18 protein-coding genes and 1 pseudogene are annotated in these 18946 nt (G+C 58.3%); 11 read left to right on the top strand and 8 right to left on the bottom strand.

What is annotated here, in order from left to right:
- Nucleotides 1-15: 15 nt before the first annotated feature.
- On the bottom strand, nucleotides 16-642 hold the full coding sequence (gene upp / locus GA615_RS15460) for a uracil phosphoribosyltransferase (protein ID WP_152052213.1): 627 nt from the start codon (nucleotides 640-642) through the stop codon (nucleotides 16-18).
- Nucleotides 643-805: 163 nt separating this feature from the next.
- On the opposite strand from upp, the gene GA615_RS15455 reads away from it, so the two are divergent.
- The 3 genes and pseudogenes from GA615_RS15455 to GA615_RS15445 all read left to right on the top strand — a co-directional run bounded on the left by GA615_RS15455 (nucleotide 806) and on the right by GA615_RS15445 (nucleotide 3292).
- On the top strand, nucleotides 806-1681 hold the full coding sequence (locus GA615_RS15455) for an MBL fold metallo-hydrolase (protein WP_152052212.1): 876 nt from the start codon (nucleotides 806-808) through the stop codon (nucleotides 1679-1681).
- Nucleotides 1563-2285: pseudogene (locus tag GA615_RS28735) on the top strand (metallophosphoesterase); the annotation flags it as partial. The gene GA615_RS15455 and the pseudogene GA615_RS28735, both read left to right, overlap by 119 nt.
- Before the next feature lie 272 nt (nucleotides 2286-2557).
- Nucleotides 2558-3292: a PHP-associated domain-containing protein gene (locus GA615_RS15445; RefSeq protein WP_235905478.1), complete on the top strand. Its 735-nt coding sequence runs from the start codon at nucleotides 2558-2560 to the stop codon at nucleotides 3290-3292.
- Here GA615_RS15445 and GA615_RS15440 read toward each other — a convergent pair.
- From GA615_RS15440 to GA615_RS15430, 3 genes are read right to left on the bottom strand one after another with little or no spacing between them, the layout of a single operon-like run.
- On the bottom strand, nucleotides 3174-4493 hold the full coding sequence (locus tag GA615_RS15440; RefSeq protein ID WP_152052210.1) for a rhomboid family intramembrane serine protease: 1320 nt from the start codon (nucleotides 4491-4493) through the stop codon (nucleotides 3174-3176). The two genes, GA615_RS15445 and GA615_RS15440, sit on opposite strands and share 119 nt — an antisense overlap.
- A complete protein-coding gene (locus GA615_RS15435) occupies nucleotides 4493-5080 on the bottom strand; it encodes a DUF1802 family protein (protein ID WP_161602358.1) in 588 nt (195 codons plus the stop codon). The genes GA615_RS15440 and GA615_RS15435 overlap by 1 nt, the downstream gene beginning before the upstream one ends.
- Nucleotides 5077-6078: an NAD(P)H-dependent glycerol-3-phosphate dehydrogenase gene (locus tag GA615_RS15430; protein ID WP_235905476.1), complete on the bottom strand. Its 1002-nt coding sequence runs from the start codon at nucleotides 6076-6078 to the stop codon at nucleotides 5077-5079. The genes GA615_RS15435 and GA615_RS15430 overlap by 4 nt, the downstream gene beginning before the upstream one ends.
- A gap of 279 nt (nucleotides 6079-6357) precedes the next feature.
- Here GA615_RS15430 and GA615_RS15425 point away from each other — a divergent pair, with 279 nt between their 5' ends.
- The 3 genes from GA615_RS15425 to GA615_RS15410 all read left to right on the top strand — a co-directional run bounded on the left by GA615_RS15425 (nucleotide 6358) and on the right by GA615_RS15410 (nucleotide 9166).
- Nucleotides 6358-7083 carry a hypothetical protein gene (locus tag GA615_RS15425; protein WP_152052208.1) on the top strand — a complete coding sequence of 242 codons (726 nt, stop codon included), beginning with the start codon at nucleotides 6358-6360 and terminating at the stop codon, nucleotides 7081-7083.
- A 1200-nt stretch (nucleotides 7084-8283) separates the two neighbouring features.
- The gene (locus tag GA615_RS15415) at nucleotides 8284-8529 is read left to right on the top strand and encodes a hypothetical protein (protein ID WP_152052206.1); all 246 of its coding nucleotides are present in this window, start codon (nucleotides 8284-8286) and stop codon (nucleotides 8527-8529) included.
- Complete coding sequence (locus GA615_RS15410) at nucleotides 8510-9166, top strand: RNA polymerase sigma factor (RefSeq protein WP_235905472.1); 657 nt, start codon at nucleotides 8510-8512, stop codon at nucleotides 9164-9166. The genes GA615_RS15415 and GA615_RS15410 overlap by 20 nt, the downstream gene beginning before the upstream one ends.
- A gap of 141 nt (nucleotides 9167-9307) precedes the next feature.
- On the opposite strand, the gene der is transcribed toward GA615_RS15410, so the two are convergent.
- Nucleotides 9308-10786, bottom strand: a complete 1479-nt coding sequence (gene der, locus GA615_RS15405; protein ID WP_152052204.1) for a ribosome biogenesis GTPase Der — start codon at nucleotides 10784-10786, stop codon at nucleotides 9308-9310.
- Between the two features lie 196 nt (nucleotides 10787-10982).
- Between der and GA615_RS15400 the strand changes: the two genes are divergently transcribed.
- The 3 genes from GA615_RS15400 (at nucleotide 10983) to rpsR (ending at nucleotide 12531) form a co-directional block, all read left to right on the top strand.
- Nucleotides 10983-11561, top strand: a complete 579-nt coding sequence (locus tag GA615_RS15400; protein ID WP_152052203.1) for a hypothetical protein — start codon at nucleotides 10983-10985, stop codon at nucleotides 11559-11561.
- A 103-nt stretch (nucleotides 11562-11664) separates the two neighbouring features.
- A complete protein-coding gene (locus GA615_RS15395) occupies nucleotides 11665-12129 on the top strand; it encodes a hypothetical protein (RefSeq protein ID WP_152052202.1) in 465 nt (154 codons plus the stop codon).
- Between the two features lie 159 nt (nucleotides 12130-12288).
- The gene (rpsR, locus tag GA615_RS15390) at nucleotides 12289-12531 is read left to right on the top strand and encodes a 30S ribosomal protein S18 (RefSeq protein ID WP_152052201.1); all 243 of its coding nucleotides are present in this window, start codon (nucleotides 12289-12291) and stop codon (nucleotides 12529-12531) included.
- Between the two features lie 130 nt (nucleotides 12532-12661).
- On the opposite strand, the gene GA615_RS15385 is transcribed toward rpsR, so the two are convergent.
- The gene (locus GA615_RS15385) at nucleotides 12662-13975 is read right to left on the bottom strand and encodes a DUF1570 domain-containing protein (RefSeq protein ID WP_152052200.1); all 1314 of its coding nucleotides are present in this window, start codon (nucleotides 13973-13975) and stop codon (nucleotides 12662-12664) included.
- A gap of 358 nt (nucleotides 13976-14333) precedes the next feature.
- Here GA615_RS15385 and GA615_RS15380 point away from each other — a divergent pair, with 358 nt between their 5' ends.
- Complete coding sequence (locus GA615_RS15380) at nucleotides 14334-14852, top strand: hypothetical protein (RefSeq protein ID WP_152052199.1); 519 nt, start codon at nucleotides 14334-14336, stop codon at nucleotides 14850-14852.
- A gap of 460 nt (nucleotides 14853-15312) precedes the next feature.
- Complete coding sequence (locus GA615_RS15375; RefSeq protein ID WP_161602357.1) at nucleotides 15313-16323, top strand: tetratricopeptide repeat protein; 1011 nt, start codon at nucleotides 15313-15315, stop codon at nucleotides 16321-16323.
- A gap of 16 nt (nucleotides 16324-16339) precedes the next feature.
- Here GA615_RS15375 and GA615_RS15370 read toward each other — a convergent pair whose 3' ends face one another.
- A complete protein-coding gene (locus tag GA615_RS15370; RefSeq protein WP_152052197.1) occupies nucleotides 16340-17113 on the bottom strand; it encodes a hypothetical protein in 774 nt (257 codons plus the stop codon).
- Nucleotides 17114-17174: 61 nt separating this feature from the next.
- Nucleotides 17175-18914, bottom strand: a complete 1740-nt coding sequence (locus tag GA615_RS15365; RefSeq protein ID WP_152052196.1) for a GspE/PulE family protein — start codon at nucleotides 18912-18914, stop codon at nucleotides 17175-17177.
- Nucleotides 18915-18946 lie beyond the last annotated feature (32 nt).

Here is an 18946-nt window from a genome sequence, read left to right as displayed (position 1 = left end):
CAAGCGATTACTGCGCTATCCGGTTGCAAATTGACGGTCGCCCGCGTCACCAAGTCCCGGATAGATGAATCCGATTTCGGTGAGTCGCTCGTCAACCGCTCCTGCAAAAATCGGGACTTCGGGCATTGCGGAGCTGAGGCGCTCGATTCCTTCTGGGGCTGCGATCAGGCAGAGGTATCGAATGTCCGTGATGCCCGACGCTCTGAGGAGTTCACAGGCCCGAACCGCGGATCCTCCAGTCGCAAGCATCGGGTCGGCGACCAGAGCAACCCGAGCCTCACCGCAATCGGGAACCCTGTTGTAGTATTCCGTGGGCTGAAGCGTGTGTTCGTCACGATAGAGACCAATATGCCAGACCAGGGCTTCTGGTATCAGGTCGAGCAGCCCTTCCGCCATCCCCAGGCCGGCTCGAAGGATCGGGACGATCGCAATGGGGCCATCAACTTCCAGTCCGCTGGTGTCTCCCAGGGGAGTACGCACCCTCCGCGATCGTGTTGGAAGGTTTGCGGTTGCTTCCACTCCGAGCAGGGTTCCCAGCAGCCGGACGAGTGCCCGGAAATTCGGCGGGGACGTCTCGACAGAACGGAGCGCGGCGATCTTCTCCTGGACCAACGGATGTTTCGACTCAAAGACGAACCCCACAAAGCACTCCTTTCCCGGGAGTCCCGGGCCATGCGCATCCCCCCTGGCCGGGTGGACAGGTCTCGTCTCACTGATACAATGAGGGAGCCCCGAAGGCAACGGGACACTCGGAACCGGGCCGGATTGCGTGGGGGAGAAGTCAGGGAGGATACGGAGTTCGCCGATGGCACTCGGGTTTACGGTCCTCGCCAGCGGCTCGAAAGGCAACGCTTCGCTGCTTCAACTCGACGGTGCTTGCTTCCTGGTTGACGTGGGGCTTGGACCCCGAGCCCTCGCTCATCGTCTTGAATCCATCGGAACCGCTTGGGATCGGATCTGTGGTGCCATCATTACTCACACTCATGGTGACCACGCCCACGACGCAACGCTTCGCGGAATGGCTCGGTTTCGGATCCCAGTCTATTGCCATCCGGGGCATTGGGAGGAAGCCGGCCATCGTGCTGGTTTTCGAGAACTGGCGAAACTTGGGTTACTTCGATTTTTTGATGATCGTCCGCTCCTTGTCGCACCTGGACTTTGGGTCGAATCGTTCACGCTTCAGCACAGCGGGCCGACCTTCGGATTTCGCTTCGAGGGTAGAGTCGGACGGAGAGGCCGCCCATCGACTCTGGGTTATCTGACCGATACGGGATGCTGGGACCATCGTGTTGTTGATGCGCTTGCAGATGTCGATCTGCTAGGTATCGAGTTCAACCACGATGTGGAAATGGAACGCCAGTCGGGTCGGTCTCCTGCATTGATCTGGCGCAATTTAGGGGATCGAGGACATCTTTCCAACGATCAGGCCGCTGAATTACTCCTGGCGATCCTCGACCGATCCGGACCAGGAGCGGTCAATCAGGTCGTCATGCTTCATTTGAGCGAACATTGCAATCGTCCGGAGCTGGCAGTGAAGGTCGCTCGCGAAGCCCTTCGAACACGTGACCGACGCGCCAGAATTCACACGGCGAGCCAAACAAGTCCGCTTGGAAAACTCTGGGTTAAACCCGCTCGAAGACCGAGGGTGGCATCGACCGTTGGGTTCCCGTGGGAATCTTAACATTATCTCACGTCCGAGAGGACCGATCGATCCCGTGGCCGATTACTTCGTCAGCGATGTGCATCTTAGGCTCGACCATTCCGAGCGGTCGAACCGATTTGCGAGTTTTGTCCAGTCATTGTGCCCGAGCGACACCTTGACTGTCGTCGGCGATCTGTGTGACTTTTGGTTCTCGAGCCGACAGCGGAATAAAGAGCCCCTGAGTTGTCCCGGTCTTCACGCCCTGGCCGATTTTCGTGACCAGGGCGGAAGACTCTTGATCTTACCGGGAAACCACGATGCCTGGCTCACTTCCTTTTACGAATTGAATCTTGGTGCCGAGTGTGTGGATGGTGCCTGGGAAGGTATCAGCCATGACGTGAGAGTCTCCGCGGTTCATGGACATCGTCTCGGTGCTCGCAAGCCCTGGAAAGCGATGATGGAGAGTCGCACTTTCCTCGCCGCATTTGAAGCGCTCCCGGGTCCGATCGCCTGGAGACTGGCCGATCGGCTCGAACGTTCGAATTCCCAATCACTTGCAGAAACGCATCATCGCCATCTAATCATCTACCGTGATCATGCCAGTTCAAAGATGAGTGACGGACATTCGGATCTTGTCCTCCTCGGCCACGTTCACGATGTTTTCGATGAAATGATTGGAGGGGGCCGAATGATCGTGCTCGGAGACTGGATCGGTGGTTCCAGTTACGTCCGCATCGACGAGCAGGGTGTCTCCTTTGTCACGGATCGACCCTTGGCGACGACCTTACAATCGGCTGTCCGATGATCTGGTGGCAGTTCCTCGATCCTCGGAACCCTCGGCATCGTTCGGAGTGATCGAAGCGTGATTCTGGAAGTCGCCAGCCTCATGAGAGTGGACACTGAACTCTCGCGAAGATGAACCCTCATTCGAACATTGATGTGGTTCAACTGCCGTTTCTGATTCAGAAATCGTCTCTCGTTGCGCTCATCTCAACCCGTTGGAATCTCATGTTCAAGATCGATCATCATCTGCATACGACCCGGCACTCTCCCGACAGTTATATGGAGCCGGAGGAACTGATTGAGCAGGCCAGAATTGTCGGTCTGAATGGGGTCGTGATCACCGAACACGACGCTCTCTGGGATTCCGAGGAGCTCTCGGAACTCTCAGCAAAGTTCGATGACATAACGGTTCTCTCAGGCGTGGAGGTTTCTGCCCGCGAGGGGCACTTCCTGGTCTATGGGTTGACCGACCTGGATGACTGCCCTCCTGGGGTCGAGTTGGCAGAGCTTTTGAAGATTGTCAGAGCCCAGGGGGCGGCGATCGTCGCGGCCCATCCGTTTCGATGGGACCAGGATTTCGACGCCATCGTTGCCGAACACGGCCCGGTTTTCGACGGGCTGGAACTGGTCAGTAATAACGTTTTCCCGGAGATGCGAGTTCAGATCGAGGCCATGCTCGCTCGTTATCCGAACCTGGGAGCAACAGGATCGAGTGATGCGCACGACACAATGACCGTCGGCTGTTACTTCACGGAGTTTCCGGTTCCGATTCGATCGATGCGGGAGTTCGTGGCCGCGCTGAAAGCGAAGGCGGGGCGCCCACGTCATCGACCGGGCGCGGTACTCCTCGGCGGGCCAATCGATTGAGGAGGCGCTTGCCGAACAGCGGATCGGGGCGTGTCTGGCGATTCAGGTTGTGTTGCGCCTGAGTCCAGTTGTCGATCGCCGGTCGAGTCAGCGTGGCGAGCGCTTGCTCAAACAGGAGAAACTCGTCGCGAGTGGGAGGTTTGAACAAGGCTCGAGCGGCGAGTTGCCGCACCGTGCGATAGGACTCGGAGGTCGATCCTTGATCGAATCCAGACGGGTTCCCGACAAGCTGACGGAGTGAAGCGAGAAGCGCAAGACGACGATTCTCGATCTCCGCTGGATCTCCGGGAATCATAAGAGGAGGGCGTCTTGCGATGTTCGGTTGTTTGGGAACCACGACGAAGACCGGGTTCAGACCCCGAACCGCGAGAGCTCGATACTCCTGATCAAGCCTCCAGAGAACTTCAACCATTCGTCCCCAGTAGGCAATGCGATCGGAGGTCGCTTGCTCGACCTGTCGATGCTGGATTTGCACAGCGGCTGAGCTGACCAGGATTGTGAGTCCGACGAGCCCAGCAACCCGAGTCGTTCGAGACTTCCGCCAGAGCAACATCCTGCGGTCGAGAAGCCCGACGAGTCCACCAACGATCGCTCCCGCCGCATGGCCAAGGTTGTCGATGTTCGGGAGGATGAATCCAAGGAGCGCATTGGCAAGCAAGATTGCAGCCATCCAGATGGGTGCCCGCCGCGGAAATTCCGTGGGATTCCTCCAACCCACCACCGCAACCAGCCCGATCAGACCCAGCACAACGGTCGATCCACCGCCACTGTGCAAGACCAGGGCCGACCCCCCACTGGTCCACGGCCGTAACAGGTTTGCGATCAGATTTGCACCCGAGCCGAGCACGACGTAGATGGCCAGAAATTGCGACGATCCGTACCACGACTCCACCACTCGTCCTAGTTGCACGAATGCGATCAGATTGAGTGTCAGGTGTAAGAGGTTGAAGTGAATAAATGTCGCAGTGAGGGTGCGCCAAACTTGACCACCGTACAGCCCTTGCGGTGTGATGTCACCGAAACCGTGGCTGATCTGTGAGGAAATGAAACCTCCATAGATGAGCGATTTGGGAAAAATCGGCTCGTCCCGAGCGAATCCGAGCAGCACAAAGATCAGAATCCAGGTCAGTGCGATGAGAGTCGTGACGGGAGCGCTCAGCAGAGTGGGACGTTCACATTCTGGGTCTGCCGGAGCGCCCATCAAAACGCTCCCCCATCAGACTCTTGCAAAGCCCGGATTCTCGCCATGCGTTGGTTCAGTGTTGTGTCGTCGAGAGTCGGAATCAGTTTGTGCGTCCCCACGGGTTCATCCAGCGGAACCCAACTCTTGCAGCCGCTTTGCTCCTGGGTCATGACGATTCGAGGGGGCGGATCGGCCCGAAGGACTCGCACCCCCAGTACCCAGAGCCCTGGCCTTCGATACTCGAATCGCTTCAAGACTGTTTCGGAGGTCCAGACGTGAAGATCACTGATCGCATCTAACATGTCGGGGTGATCCACCCAGGTCATGCACTCGACCAGGGCCAAGGCAGGCAGTTCGAGCATGCCTGACGGAAGTGGTTTTGCTGCTGGGGCACGCGTGTCTCGGAGTCCCTGCTGCGCTTCATGCAGGTGCGTCGGGTACAGCCAGAACGAGGGGTGCTCAGGACGAAACTCCCCTGCGTCCTCAGCGATGCCCCCTTTGCGGAGGATCAACGATTGACGACCATCGGCCAGAGCGTCACACACTCCCGCCCATTCCTTGAACGCGATGGCACACGTATGTGGAGGAGTTGACTCAGGGATCACGGCCACTCGTCCTTGGTTTCTCGATCCATGAGGTCGGAGACGGCTTCACTCGGTGATTTGCCATCGAAGAGAACCTGTCGAAGTGCCGTGGTAATCGGCATTTCGATGTTGCGCTGATGGGCCAGCTCGGAGACGCCTTGGCAGGTCGGCACTCCCTCGGCAACCTTGGGGCTTGAAGCCAGTATTGCGGCGAAGGATTCTCCTCTCCCAATCCGTTCTCCAAAGGCTCGGTTGCGACCGAATGGACTGTAGCAAGTGGTGATCAGGTCGCCGACCCCTGCAAGTCCAAGGAAGGTCGCGGGCCGAGCTCCCATGGCCGAACCGAAGCGAGTCATTTCGGCCAGACCCCGGGTGAGCAGCCCTGCTTTGGCATTATCTCCAAATCCGAGTCCATCGCAAATGCCTGCTGCGACACCAATCACATTCTTTAGTGCACCGCCTAGCTCGACTCCAATGGCATCAGAATTACTGTAGACCCGAAACCGATCGGTGTTGAACGTATCTCGGACAAGACGATTCAAGGGGCCATCGGTGCCCGCAACAACCACTGATGTTGGTAATCCTCTGGCAATTTCTTCCGCGTGACTCGGACCGCTCAGAACCGAAATGGGCCGTTCTCCCAGTTCCTCTCGGATGACCTGGCTCGGTCTTGCAAAGGTCTGCTGCTCAATCCCCTTGATGACACTGACGACCGGCAATCCAGGGGGCACCACGGAGGCCGCCAATCGAAGTGAGCCTCGAAGATAGGCAGAGGGGATCGCCGCGATCAGGAGGTCCGTTCCGTCGATGGCCTCTACGATGTCGCTTGTCAGAAGGATCGAGTGGGGAATGGGAATTCCGGGAAGGTAGCGTTCGTTCTGCCCGACCGCTTGGAGTTCTTCAACAAATTCCGGCCGACGAGCCCAAAGCCGAACCCGGTGTCCGGAACGATCCAGAAGGACCCCCATTGCGGTCCCCATCCCACCGGCCCCGAGGATGGTGATCTGATCGAGTGTCACGCGGTTGACCTTCAGTCAGAACCGTGAAGATGCGCCAGAGTTCATGATCGCGTTCAGTATACTCAATCACGCAACCGCTGGCCGCAGGGAAGGAGTCTCCCCCGATTCGGAACCCAGACCCGAACCATTACCCCAAGAGCTCCAATGATCGTCGAACCGATTCGAGTCCAATCCATCCTGACACGAACCTCCGGGTACCTGGAAGGGATTGCGTCACACTCTCTTCAGCCCTACCGAGGCTGTGCTTTCGGTGCCACCCTGTGTGGCGTCGGATGCTACGTGCAACATGCCCGTCATTTGCACAAGGGAAGGCGTTGGGGATCATTTCTCGAAGTTCGGACCAACGCGGCCGAGCGGTACTTGAGTATGGTCGATCGTGAACGTCGTTGGGCGAGGCGCGAACACAATCGCTTCGGGATTTTTCTCTCCAGCGCGACCGAGCCGTTTCCTCCTCAGGAGGCTCATTGGGGAATCACCGGTTCGGTCCTGGCCGCAATGGAATTGGAGCCACCGGACCTCCTCATTATCCAGACTCATTCCCACCTCGTGCAGCAGTCCGTGTCGGCACTGTCGCGACTGTCAGAGCGGTGCGTGCTGCGGGTCCATCTTTCGATTGAAAGCGACCTCGACCGCCTCCCCGGTCTTCCGGGGCATGGTAGCTCGATCGATCGACGTTTTGAAGCCGCATCACTATTGAAGCGATCGGGCCTGAATGTCGTGATCACGGTCGCTCCCTTATTACCGATCCGTGAACCCGAACAGTTTTTTGAACGGATCGCCGAAGTGGCCAACGCGGTGGTTCTCGACCATTTCATTGGAGGAGATGGGACAGAGCAGGGGGCTCGCACCCGACAAACACCCTTGCCCGCAGCGATGGCAAAGGTCCAACCCCTGTCGGTGAAGCTGGCCTATCGGGATCGCATGGCTGAGATTGCCGAACGATTCCTGCCTGGTCAAGTCGGAGTCGGACGCGCAGGGTTCGCAAGCAGATGGGGGAAGTTCTGAGCGGTATCGGTTCTCATTGCTGGTGTCAAACCGGGAACGAAATCTCGTGATCAAAGGCCAGTGTTGACAGTCTGTCGCAGAGATCGCAAAGATCTCGAAGGGAATGAGGAAGGCCTCGTGATCCTGTTTTCCGAAATTTTTTCGGAGAGGCGCGAACATCTTCAGACCGGAATCGGTCTATGGTCGCGTGTGGCAACTCGGATTCGCAATCCGCAGACGCCACTCATACCCAGAGAGCCTCGGATGGATTGGTGCGCACACTGGCCCGATTCATCTGGCTGATCGTGTTGGTTTCTTTCGTCCGTTTCTGTTCGAGGAATGTATTCTCCTGCGACGGCCGAGCCTTCGCTCCGCGATTGGTTCGGTCCTCCGACGGCGGTCATGCTACCGCCGATCTGAATGTCGCCTCACCACCGTTTCCACCTCGTTGAGGTGGCTGTGAGGACTCCTGCGATGTTGACCAATCACACCAACCTGACCCAATCGGCCACGCAGACCCTGCTGACCATCGGCACGCGGTCGCTCGCCCTGGTGGTGGATGTCAACAAGGCGCAGGCAAATGCCCCTCGCTGCCACAAACGCTTCCACCTCCATGTCGGGCCATTGATGTCCGCCGGAATGACGTCCAGGTCGATGAACCCCGATCCCATTCGGATTCATGACTGTAAGCGCATTCCGGGTTCACCGCTTGGCGAAGGCTGGCCGGGTTCCGGTCAGTCGGAATCGTCGAGTTCGTGGTCGCTGGTCCAGTTGCCCTCGCGTTTCAGGGATTCTGTACGACGTGTCGTGACCAGACGACGTGTCGTGAGGCCCGGACAGTTCACAGGGATTCCTGTGGCAATCCGGGCTGCTTTCGCCTCGAACGCGTTTGCGACTGCCAACGATCGCGCTCCCTTCTCGGCACTGGCCGCATGGTATCGGCCTGCCCTGATGGGGGGGTGAACGCCAACCCCCGGCCGCCTCATTGACCGTATCGTCGTGTTCCGATGCGCTCGCAGCTCGATCCGTTCTCTCCAATGTTCGGGAGAGGTCTGATCTCGCCGCAGCTCCATCAAGACACGACGTGCTTTGAGAGCCGAGCGGGTGGTTGGCCCGCACTTGGCGCCGCCTCATTGTGCCAATCGAGCTTCTCCAGCATCGGCACATCGGGAGTCGGGTCGCCACGTGCCCGAGCCGTCACCGTCGGGTCCGGATGGTTCCGTGATCTGGCCGTCTGCGCTGCTCCACGACCTCATGCCTCAACCGGCGTTTGATACGCCGATCCTGAGCGTTTCGTGTGGTCAGGGGTCGCTGAGGACGAGCCTGCCCGAACCAGTCCGCACCTGTGGACCGCTTGACGCCGCCAGTTCGCTCTGCGCCTCTCCCTCATTCAATCAGGAGGTGGCCGGCGAGTTGGTGACACTCCGGAGGATGGGAAGACACCATCGTGATCGCTTTGATTTCTGAGGAACAGGTCCGCTCCAACCACTGGTCGAGCACTGCGGCTCTGGTGATTCGGGCTCGGGACGGGGATCGTGAGGCGTTCGGGCAGCTGGTCGAGCAGTTTCAGCGCACCGTGTACGCGGTGGCTCTGAGCCGGCTTGGCAACACCAGCGAGGCAATGGAACTCACTCAGGAAGTCTTCCTGCACGTGATGGGACGCCTCGATCAGTTGCGCGAACCAGAGCGGTTCGCGGGCTGGCTCCGTCAGGTCACCGTTCGGATGGCGATCAACCGAGCCACCCGTCGCATTCCACCAACGAGCATTGAAGATGAAGTCCTCGACGGCGCGGCGGTTCATCGTCATGAGCCGCTTGACGAACTCATCTCCCAGGAGCGAGCCCGAAGGCTCTGGGACGCCTTGAATCAACTCAAGTCCCTGGACCGTGAAGCCCTTGTGGCCTTCTACATCCGGGACCTGTCGCTCATTGAGATTGCAGAGGAGCTTGGCGTGCCGATCGGAACGATCAAACGACGGCTGCATACCGCTCGAAAGCGGCTGAAGGCCCAGCTTCGGGCCGTTGCCGTTGATCCCGAGGAATGGGCTGATGCGTTCGAGCCCGAGGAGGAGGAAGAGCCCGTCGCGCTTCTTGCCGCCTGCTGATTCCTCTTGTGGAGCCCTCGGTCGTTCGTGCAATCAACGACCGAGGGTGACCTTCTTCGTCTCCCAGATTCATTTATTGAACGTACCGGGATTGATTCTGCTCGGATCCAATCTTCGCCTAGACCTGGCAGCCAACCTGGGTTACTCGTCTTCAAATTCTCCGAGAAGGTCATTGATCTCCTCGTCCAACTCGTCCATCTCAAACTCGTTGGAGGAGGAACGCGCGGTGATGTCCGGGGGTTCTTCTTCCTCGAGTCGGGGCTTGGAGGGATCAGTCTGCGTCCTTGCTCGGAGGTACAATTTGATCGGGACATCGTTAAACGGGAGTTGCTCCCGAAAAACATTCAAGAGATAACGTTGATAGGTTGGATCGAACAAGCCAGGTCGGTTCACGAAGAGGACGATCGTCGGTGGGGCTACACTCACTTGCGTGGCGAAGTAAATTTTCGGAACGCGGTTTTCCCGGACTGGTGGGGCGTGGGCAGTCACCGCTTCTCGAAGAATTCGATTCAAGGTTCCGGTTCCGATCCGTCGATGGGCGCGTTTGTACATGGCCTGGGCCAGGTTGATCAACGCCTTGACGTTCTTCCCGGTTTGTGCCGTGATGAAGGCAATGGGGGCATAGGACATTCCCTTGAACGCATGCTGGACCATCGTCGCATAACGGCCGGTTTCTCCCCGAGCCGGTCCGGCGAGGTCTGAGAGAATAAGGTCCCATTTATTGATGACGATCACGCAGGGCTTGTACTGCTTCGTGATGTAATCAGCGAGTTGTTTGTCAAGCCGGGTCACTCCCTGGGTCGGATCAATAAACAAGAACACCAAATCAGCGCGACGGATGGAGCGTTCGGCGCGGTGAATCGAGTAAAAATCCAGATCGTCACGGATTTTCGCCTTCCGACGCACCCCGGCTGTGTCAATTGCGACAAACGGTAGCCCATCAAGCTCGAAACGAACATCGACCGAGTCGCGGGTAGTTCCCGGGATTTCGGAAACAATCATGCGTTCCGCGTGCGCAAGCGTGTTGATAAAGGTTGATTTTCCCGTGTTCGGTCGGCCGACCACAGCCAGTTTCATCGCCTCAGAAGCAACCTTCGACCCATCATCTTCCGGTGGAAGGTGGTCGAGGATGAGCGAGATCAGTTCGGATTTGTTGCGGTTCTGGTGCGTTGAGATCGGAATCGGCTTTCCGCGGCCGAGCTTGTAGAATTCCTGGCCCTGAGCATCGAATTTTGGATCATCGGCCTTGTTCAGTGCCAGAATCACCGGAGCCTGTACGTATCGGAGACGGCGTGCAACCTCCTCGTCGAGCGGCATCATGCCATCTCGAACGTCGACGACGAAGAGGACGACATCTGCCTCGCCCAGCGCCGTCTCAATCTGCCGTTCAACATGCTCGCTGAGATCATCGCGATCAACGATCCCCACGCCTCCGGTGTCGATTAGTTCGATAAAGCGGCTGTTTCGGCCGTCCGGCAACTCGGCGAGGGTGGCAACACGGTCTCGTGTCACGCCGGCAACATCGTCCACAATGGCGATCCGACGCCCAGCGATCCAGTTCAGGAGCGACGACTTCCCCACATTGGGCCGACCGACGATGACGACACGGGGCAGGGGCATGGCGATGACGTCCCAAGTACCGAGCTCACGCCTTGACGTGGCCTCGGACGGAGGGCGATCCTTTTTGAGGTGGGGAGAAACGAGGAATCTACGACCGGGCGCCGAGACTCATTGTAGTGAACCACGAAACGCCGGGACCGTTCCATTCTAAACCGGCTCGCTTGAACTGGACAACGTTCGGGGGCCTCGATCTGACATGAATGACAATTCGGAGGGATTGATCAAACGGTCTGGGACGATTGCAGCAGGATTCACACTGCTCGATGGAATCGCGCTGGTCATCGGCGCAGCCATCGCCTCAGTGCATCTCAAGCAGGCTGCTCCCCCCGATCCCTTGACGGGAACCGGATGGGTCATGATGTGGCTCACCTTTGCCGGAGTCGCACTGACTGCTTCCGGGCCGTTTCTTGCGTGGATTCGACGCCGTTCAGGTCGTCCGGGAACCAGTCTGCGATTGGGAGATTGGCTCTGGGTCCTTCTTGGAACACCCTGGGCCCTCGCTGCAATCCCTCGAATTGTGACGGGTGCCCGCAACGATGAGCAGCACGATCTTGCGCGCCAGCTTTACGACGTGATTTTGATCTCAGGACTCGGAGCCGCCAGCCTTGTCACCCTGGTGATCGTCTGGGCTCGATGGGTGATTGTCCCTCCCAACCCGCCGGACGTGGGCCAGGGGACATCGGGAAGCTGGACCGAACGGATTGGCCTGACCCTGGCGGTCGCCTGGCCGTTACAATGTGCCTTTGGGATGGTGGTCCTGGGTACGCCTTCCTGAAGGAATTCGGCTCCGGATCCACCTGAAACCGTAGATGGAGAAGGGCCGAGTGTCTGACCTGCCGAGGAATCCCGATCGCAGCAGGCGTCAGCGAGGGCCTCGGTTGATCGATCTGATCGGCCTGATCGTGGGCTTTGGAACTGCCGCTCTCCTGATCCGATCGCTCTGGCCGTCCAACCGATCCATGTCTCCCGAAGTTGGGGTGGTCGTTGGTTTGCTTCACCTCTGGCTGGGGCTCGCCATGGCGGGACCGGTTTTACTGCTGATTGATCGGAGAGGATTGCATGATACCACTCGCCAGCTCAGTTGGGCTCAGGTGGCCTGGCTGCTGATCGGATCGTACTGGCTCGCACTCACCGCGCTGGTCGTCCCGACCCGGATGCTAGTGCATCCCTTGCTTGGCGTCTTACCAATTCTTGCCGCCTTGCTCCTGCGGGGGATTGGTCCGAAGACTTCCGAGGCGAGACTCCGAGCTCAGAACTGGACCGACCAGGTTGCCCTTGGGCTCATGGCCACCTGGCCCCTGGCCTGGATCGCCTTGATCCTCCTCAGCAATACCCTTTTCTGACCACCAGGGACAGAGTGTTCCACGACGGGATGCGCTGCCGAATGAGCGTTGATCTTGAAGCCGGTCTCGTCGGACGATAGACTTTGTGGTTTACCCTTGCACCTGCAATAAAGGGCTTGGACCGACTTCCCGGTTTCGACGTCAGAGGACGCAACCTCAATGCCTCGTAAACGCTTCGGACGAAGCCGCAAGAATCGTTGCCGCTTTTGCACCCCCGAGGGATGCCCCCGGCCGGCTTACGTCGACTACAAAGATATGAGCCTGCTGAAGAAGATGCTCACAAATCAGAGCAAGATGTTCTCTCGCAAGCGGAGCGGCAACTGCGCAGCGTTCCAACGCGCTACCGCTGATGCCATCAAGCGAGCACGCTACATGGCCTTGCTGCCGTATGTTGGTGAGTGAGGCGAATCGGCCTTCTCGGATTTTCCTGCGAGCCGTCCGTTCCATCCTTGCAATGGTTTCTGTTCGACGTCCTGACCTATCTCCTCCTGAGAAGGTTCAGGGCGTCGATGATCGTTTCTAGCGGACGCGATCAATCAATCGTGACCGATTCCTGCTCGATGCGTTCGGGACGGATCGGCTGGGCGACAAATTGACGAAAGAGCTGGTCAAGCAGAACGTAAGAACGATCGAGGTGGGTTGAGAGATCTTTCTCCGCTCCGGCTCGAAATTGTCCCCGATAGGCATCGCGCGCGTAGTTGAGAAATGCTTCACGGTAGGTGCCGTGATCGTGATCCATCAAGAACACGGTTAGGGCGATCGCCTGCGCATAGTGAAGATGCGGATCCCCTCCGTTGCTTCCATTGAAGGTTGCTCGATCCAGGGTGACGAACTGGTCGATCGGGATCAACTCGTCTCGTTCGACGTGACGACGGTGTGCTTCCTCGAAGCGCGGGCCGACGCGGCCACCATAATGGATCGATCCGTCCGGCTGGTGTTCCAGGGTTTCGAAGTAGGTTCCCAGACCCTCAAACACCCAGAAATTGCCTGCGTTCAAGAGATAATCCGAACGACCAGCCAATTCGAACAGGAGTTGGTGTGAAACCTCGTGGTAGAGCGTGGCCTCGACCGGGAGGACTCCCCCTTCGTCCTTGAAAAAATAACTGCTCTTTTGCGTGTCGAGATAAATCCCGAGCGTATCCTTGATCCCAGGATCCCTCAGCCGAGGGGCAAGATAGTCCACGTATTGTTGCTTCGTTCCGAAATAAAAGACTCGGTGTTGGCGAGGAGCATTCGGGGGTGCCGTGGCGGAGGATGACCGCTTCAATTGGGCGAGCTGAAGCCGTTCGGGGCCGATCAGATCTGCTCCCACCGATGTGAACAGGTCGTAAAACGCTTCGAGTCGGCGCCCGAACTCGATGCCCTCGTCCAGGGGTACGCTCGCCTGAATTTTGAAGTGGGGGGTGGTGATTTGCCAACCACTGGTGATGGAACCCTGCCGAGCCGCATCAGCCTCTGAGGCAGGCACCCATCGCAAGCTGGACCTTCCCTGGCGAGAGGGCGCGGGAAGCAACCCTTGCTCAAGGTTCTCAACCCAGTCAGCCGGAATCCAGCCGTAGGTCGGATGGGGAATGTCTCCGTTCTTGAATCTCAGGATCGCATGCGGGGTGGCCCAGCCTCCCTCGTGCGGAACGTATCCCAGAAGCCGACGTACTTCGGAATGGTCTGGGCTTCTACGGAGGACCTCCCGGAGACTCGCATCGGCGAGGGCGAAACGTTCTTGCTCGAAGGCCTGGTTGGCAAGTTCCTCATACTTCTTTGCAGCCTCTTCACGAATGACAACGACCTCGGGAAGATGCCTCGCATCCTCTTGTTCGTTGTCCGATGCAGGAACGATTTCGAGCAAAGGGAGGAAACGCCCTGGTCCGTCGGGCAGAGGAATTGGTTCGATGACAGCCCGAACAGTCTGAGCTTGTAAGACTTCCCCGCTCGCCTCCAGACGATTCGCAAGTTGTTCAAGCGCCTGCGATTCGGAAGCCAGGATCTCGAGGCGTTTGGCATGAAGCGCGTGACGATCGTCCCCCCGGGGAGGGATCGCTGCCGCCTCGTCTGTCTGAACGAACCCAATCCCAAGCAAAAGTAGACCAAGTAGTCGTAGGGACCATTCAAGGATTGCCAGATTCTCCACTGGACCCACGAAACGGATGGTCGCAGAATGCCCCCCAGGTGTCAGAACGATCTTCGAGGGCTGAAGGGTTGGTAGCATGGCGATTCGATCCCTCGTGCCTTGCGTGCTGGGAATGCTGGGGGGCCTGATTATGGGCTGGCTTGCAGCATCGTATTCTACCCCGAGTGTCCGGGCCGGTCAGGGGGATCGCTCGGGTGAGTCCATCCTCGCTACGGGGCCTGTCTCCGTGGAGATGGATCGGGTGACAAAGCAACTGAGCACAACCGACGCGGTTTATTTCCTCGACTATTCTGGTGGAAGACTCCTGGCGACCATACCGAGCCTTCGACAGACGGTTTCGGGCACGCAGGTTCTGGGTGATTTCGCGGTTCGAGACCTGGTCGCGGACTTTCAGCCTCCTCGAGGGGCAACACCTCGATTTGCCATGACCATCGGTCAGGTCGGTCTGGGCACCGGAACGGGGTGGGCGCCCCTGTTTGTCCTGGAGACACAGACGAGGAAAGTGGCAACTTACCGCCTGACCCCCGGCCCACTTCGCCCAGGGGGAGAGCAGCCTCCCACGTTTGAACTCCTAGAACTCAAGCAACTTCCCTGATTCGATCACCGACTCTTGCCCATGAATCTGATGACAGAGACAATGACAGCACACGAGACACCCCCGGATCGTTGTGTTGTGCAACACCTGCGCGATCGGATGACGAATTTCTCGACGATCGTGAGAATCCTCCGAGGTGTTTCGACCGGACTTCGGCCCGATCCGATCGCTCCCTGATTGCATCATGAATGTTCACGAGCAAACCGGCGGAACGGTTCCTGATTCTCCTGAACCTCACGTTCAAGAGTCCAATGACCCTGTGTCGAAGAGACGCCTTTTCCTTCTTGGCGGAGGGATATTTCTTGGAATCCTCGGTCTCGTTCTCCTCCTGAGACCCAACCCCGACCCTGACCGACTCTGGCAAGACGCTCAGCAAAGCCTGAAAGCCGGTCGTATCGAGGATGCCGAACTCGCCGCGAAACGGCTTGCTCAGCTTCGCCCGCCGACGGATTCGGATCAGATGCTTTTTGCCCAGGTCGCGATTGCTCGGGAGCGAACAGACGACGCGCTTGCCATCCTTGCCAAACTTCCCGAGGCAAGTCCCCTCCGCCCTCAGACTGAGCTTCTCGCCGGACAACTCGAATTGCGACGCGACCGGATGAGAATCGCCGAGGACTTTTTCCTCAAGGCAATCGAACTCGACCCGACCCTGACGCAAGCTTACCGTGAGCTGATCTATATCTATGGCTTTCGGTCGCAATCTGACGAGATCGACAAAACGTTTCGTCGCCTGTCTCAGCTCGGGCCATTGAGTGCCAACGAGGCGTTCATCTGGTCATTTATTCGAGGAGTGCAATGGACCCCCGAGGAAATCGTCGAGACCCTCTCCCGGGCTGTTGAGGCTGACCCCGAAGATCTTCGTTCTCGGATCGCCCTGGCCGATGCACTCCTCGAACTCACGCGATTTGAGGACGCGGCCACGGTTCTCGCTCCCCTGGATCGCTCAGATCCCGACGCAAGAGCCGCTCTCGGTCGTCTTGCCCTGGAACGAGGGGACGTCCCCGCCCTTCAAAAATTACTGGCCGATGCTCCCGAGAATCACGCGGGCATTGCGCTGCTTCGAGGAAAGTTGCAACTCCAGCTCCGTGATCCCAAGTCCGCGGTGAAGTCGTATCGATCAGCCCTCGACCTCAGACCGAATGACCGAGAGGCACTTTCCGGCTTGGCCCAGGCCCTGAATCAATCCGGAAGGCAAGAGGAAGCGTCCGAGGTGGTTGAGCAACTCAACCAGGTCAACGAGCTCAACAATCTGTTAAGCCAGCTTCCTTCGTTCGACGGGAATCCCAATGCTGAACGTTATCTCGAACTCGGTAGGATTTGTGAGTCGATCGGCTTTTTGCCACAAGCCCGGGCCTGGTATCAGAATGCAATCCGGACCGACCCTTTCCACAAAGAGGCCCAGCAAGCGATCGCTCGAACGGGTGAGGGACAATCCGAAGCGCGTGATGAGGATCGAGAGACGGAGAATTGACCTCGATCCCCAGCTTTCAGAATCCTGTATTCGTCGGAGCGAGCCCGGCGGCGGCACCTGCCTGGCCCCCGGGGATCCCTGGACCGCCTCCTCCTGGCATTCCGGGCTGGAGTTCTCCTCCCGGTGACGCACCGTTTGGAGCAGCGTCAGTGCCTCCTTGCGAGGTCATTTCCTGCCGCCAGCCTTCTCCGAACGGCCGAGCATCTTCCTGGTCGATCAGCCAGCGGCCCTCGGGATCGAAGACACGCTTGTTCTCAAACTCGCCAAACGGATCGATCGCCGTTTCATCGTAGGTCGAGAACGGATAGCCGGTCGTGTGTTGAAAGAAGGCAAGGAAGCGGTGGTCGAGTCCCATGCCAAACGGAGGGCGGGTTTCGTGACCCACCACGTTGAAAATCTTCTTGTGGACCGGCGCCGTGTGAAAGACCAGAATCATGAACGAGGTGGCCACCGCGGCCGCCGCCAGCCCGAACCCGATTCGACCGGCGTGGAAGACCGGCATCGGGAACCGGATCATCGTCGGTCCCAGAGAATCGGTCGTGAGACGGAGGACCACGAACGACACCAGGAACAGGACCAACAGACACACCAGATCGGCATATCCGTACGACCACGATCCGGCATTTTCCGTGATCAAGGTCGCCAGGGGCTCATAGAAGTTAAAGGCGATGACGCTGGCAAACAACACGTTGAAAAAAACGAGAGCGGCACCCCAGAGCCCTTCGCTCATGACCGTGTAGGTCAGTCCAAGAAGCACGGCCACGATGCCGAGGTGAACGACGATTTCCATTCGGTTGAGTCCCCTTCGGACCTCGCTTCGAGGCGGAAAATGGAGTGAGAATGAGGCCGAGTTACTTGACCACCCGCATGAGTTCTTCGATCGAGGTGCGTCCCTGGATCACCTGTCGTAAGCCATCTTCGGTCAGGTAGATCATCCCGTTCTTGCGCGCCTCATCCTTAATCGCCTTGACCGAGGGATTCTCTCGAATCAACTCGCGCATGGGGTCGGTAATCAGCAAGAGTTCGAAAATCCCGGTTCGGCCCATGTAGCCTGTGCCGCCGCACATTGGGCAAACTTGCTCGGGTTCCTTGGGAGGACGGTAGAAGACGTCCACCTTGTCAGGAGGAAGGTTTGCCTTCTTCAGGAACTCTGCCTTGGGCTTGTAGGGTTCCTTGCAGGTTTCGCAGAGCAGTCGGACGAGCCGCTGACCGAGGATGGCTGTGATTGAGTTGGCGATCATGAAGGGCTCGACCCCCAGGTCGAGCATTCGAAAGAGGGCCGTCACCGTGTCGTTGGCGTGGACGGTCGAGAAGACCATGTGACCGGTCGTCGCTGCCTGGCAGGCGATTGTCGCAGTCTCCTGATCACGGACCTCACCGATCATGATCACGTCGGGGTCCTGGCGCAGAATCGACCGCAACTGCTGGGCAAAAGTCTGACCCGCCTTGGTGTTGATTTCGATCTGAGTGACGTTGTCAATGTGGTACTCGACCGGGTCTTCGACCGTGATAATGTTCTTCTGAAAGCGGTCAATCTCTCGAAGACAGGCATAAAGCGTGGTGCTCTTGCCCGAGCCGGTAGGTCCACAACAAAGGAACATTCCGTGAGGCTGGTTTACGATCTCGCGAATCGACGCCACCATCTTCGGTCGCATCCCCACTTCTTCAAGCCGGCCAACCGAGGCGGCATTGTCGAGAATTCGCATGACCAGCTTCTCTCCGGCTTTCGAACCGGAGGTCGCGACTCGGAAATCAATCTCGCGTCCCTCAAACTTCGCCGCGAAGGAGCCGTCCTGAGGCTTGCGCTTTTCGGAGATGTCCATGGCGCAGAGAACTTTAAAAATGTTGATCACGGCGTCGCCGGTCGAGCGATCGAAAGGTTCGGCGGCGTGCATGATGCCGTCGATCCGGTAGCGCACGGCAAGCTGGTCGGGACTCGGCTCCAGGTGGATGTCGGTCGCTCGGCGGAGGATTGCGTCGTAGACCAGTTCCTTCGCCCCAATGAATTGAGGCGAGCCCTCGGCTTTGGCCACTCGGTCCTCGTCAACCTTGCCGGTAGACGACTTCCCCATGAACGTGATGGGCGGCCCCCCGTGATAGTCCGTCCCTTGCTCGACATTAAAAATACGACGTTTCAGTAATCCGTTGATCAACTCGCCGAAGTGATAGGGCGTCAGCACCTTCTCATCATCGGGAACAGTCTGATTTCTTGAGTAGGCATACGTTAACGAAGGTGCCAGATAGGCAATCAGGAGGAGAACCAGGCCAATCGGATAGAACGGGATGATCCAGACGAGCAGGAATCCGAGAATCCCACTGAAGAAGACCAGCGAGTTCCACATTTCGAACCGGATGTTCTGCAGTTCCCGGGTATCGTCGTCCACCCAGTCCACCGTCTTGACCCAGGCAAGATAGATCAGGACGACCGGAACAAACTTGAACAGGTTCAGGTACAGACCAGGACCTCGGAGGGTGTTGATGGCCGCGGACTGGGCCAGAAGCAACCCCGGCAGTTCGGCTGCCTCGGCCCCGTTCACGAGGCCAACAAGCGCCAGGGCAATCATCGCCAGGACCAGGCGCGGGCGGATCATAAGTGGAACTCCGAAGCGTCGAAAACCATTGG

This window comes from Tautonia marina (genome assembly GCF_009177065.1).
GTDB lineage: Bacteria > Planctomycetota > Planctomycetia > Isosphaerales > Isosphaeraceae > Tautonia > Tautonia marina.
The sequence above is the reverse complement of the archived record's forward strand: the minus strand, read 5'-3'. Positions and strand labels throughout refer to the sequence as shown.